Annotated in this window: 1 protein-coding gene; it reads left to right on the forward strand. The window is 36.7% G+C overall.

The window, feature by feature from the left end; translation table 11 throughout:
- A partial coding sequence (locus ACFIO5_RS12655) for an AI-2E family transporter (RefSeq protein ID WP_375705593.1) occupies nucleotides 1-619 on the forward strand: 619 nt, incomplete at both ends.

Below are 619 nucleotides of genomic sequence, written 5' to 3' on the forward strand. Positions count from 1 at the left end.
TTTTCAATCCCACACGCCCTGCTCTTCCGATCTCTATTCTCATTACTTTGTTTATTGTTGTGGTTTTTGTTGCTGCTTTAATCATTTTGATTCCTATTATCAGTTGGCAAATACAGCAATTTATGAACGATGGGTTGCGCGTTTATATTAATCGTATTCAAACTTTTTTCGTTGAACATGAGTTTGATTGGGTTAGACGCTATTTTGGAAGTGATCCAAATGAATTACAGAGTAATATTAAGGGGCTTTTAGGACAAAGTTCTGATTTTATTACATCTCTCTTGAATTCACTTTTGAAATCAGGAAAATCTCTCGTAAATATCGTCAGTCTCTTTGTTGTGGCACCTGTGGTGGCGTTTTACATGTTATTGGATTGGCCACGTATGGTTACAGCAGTTGATTCGTTGATACCACGGGATCATCTTGAAACTGTTCGCAGTATTTTTCATGAAATGGATAGAGCTATCGCTGGTTTTGTTCGTGGTCAAGGAACAGCTTGTTTAATATTGGGGGGATATTATGCTATTGGTTTGACCATTACGGAGCTCAATTTTGGTCTTTTAATTGGTATGTTTATTGGCCTTATTAGTTTTGTTCCTTATATTGGTACAATGAGTGG

It is taken from the genome of Bartonella sp. AA86SXKL (genome assembly GCF_042196885.1).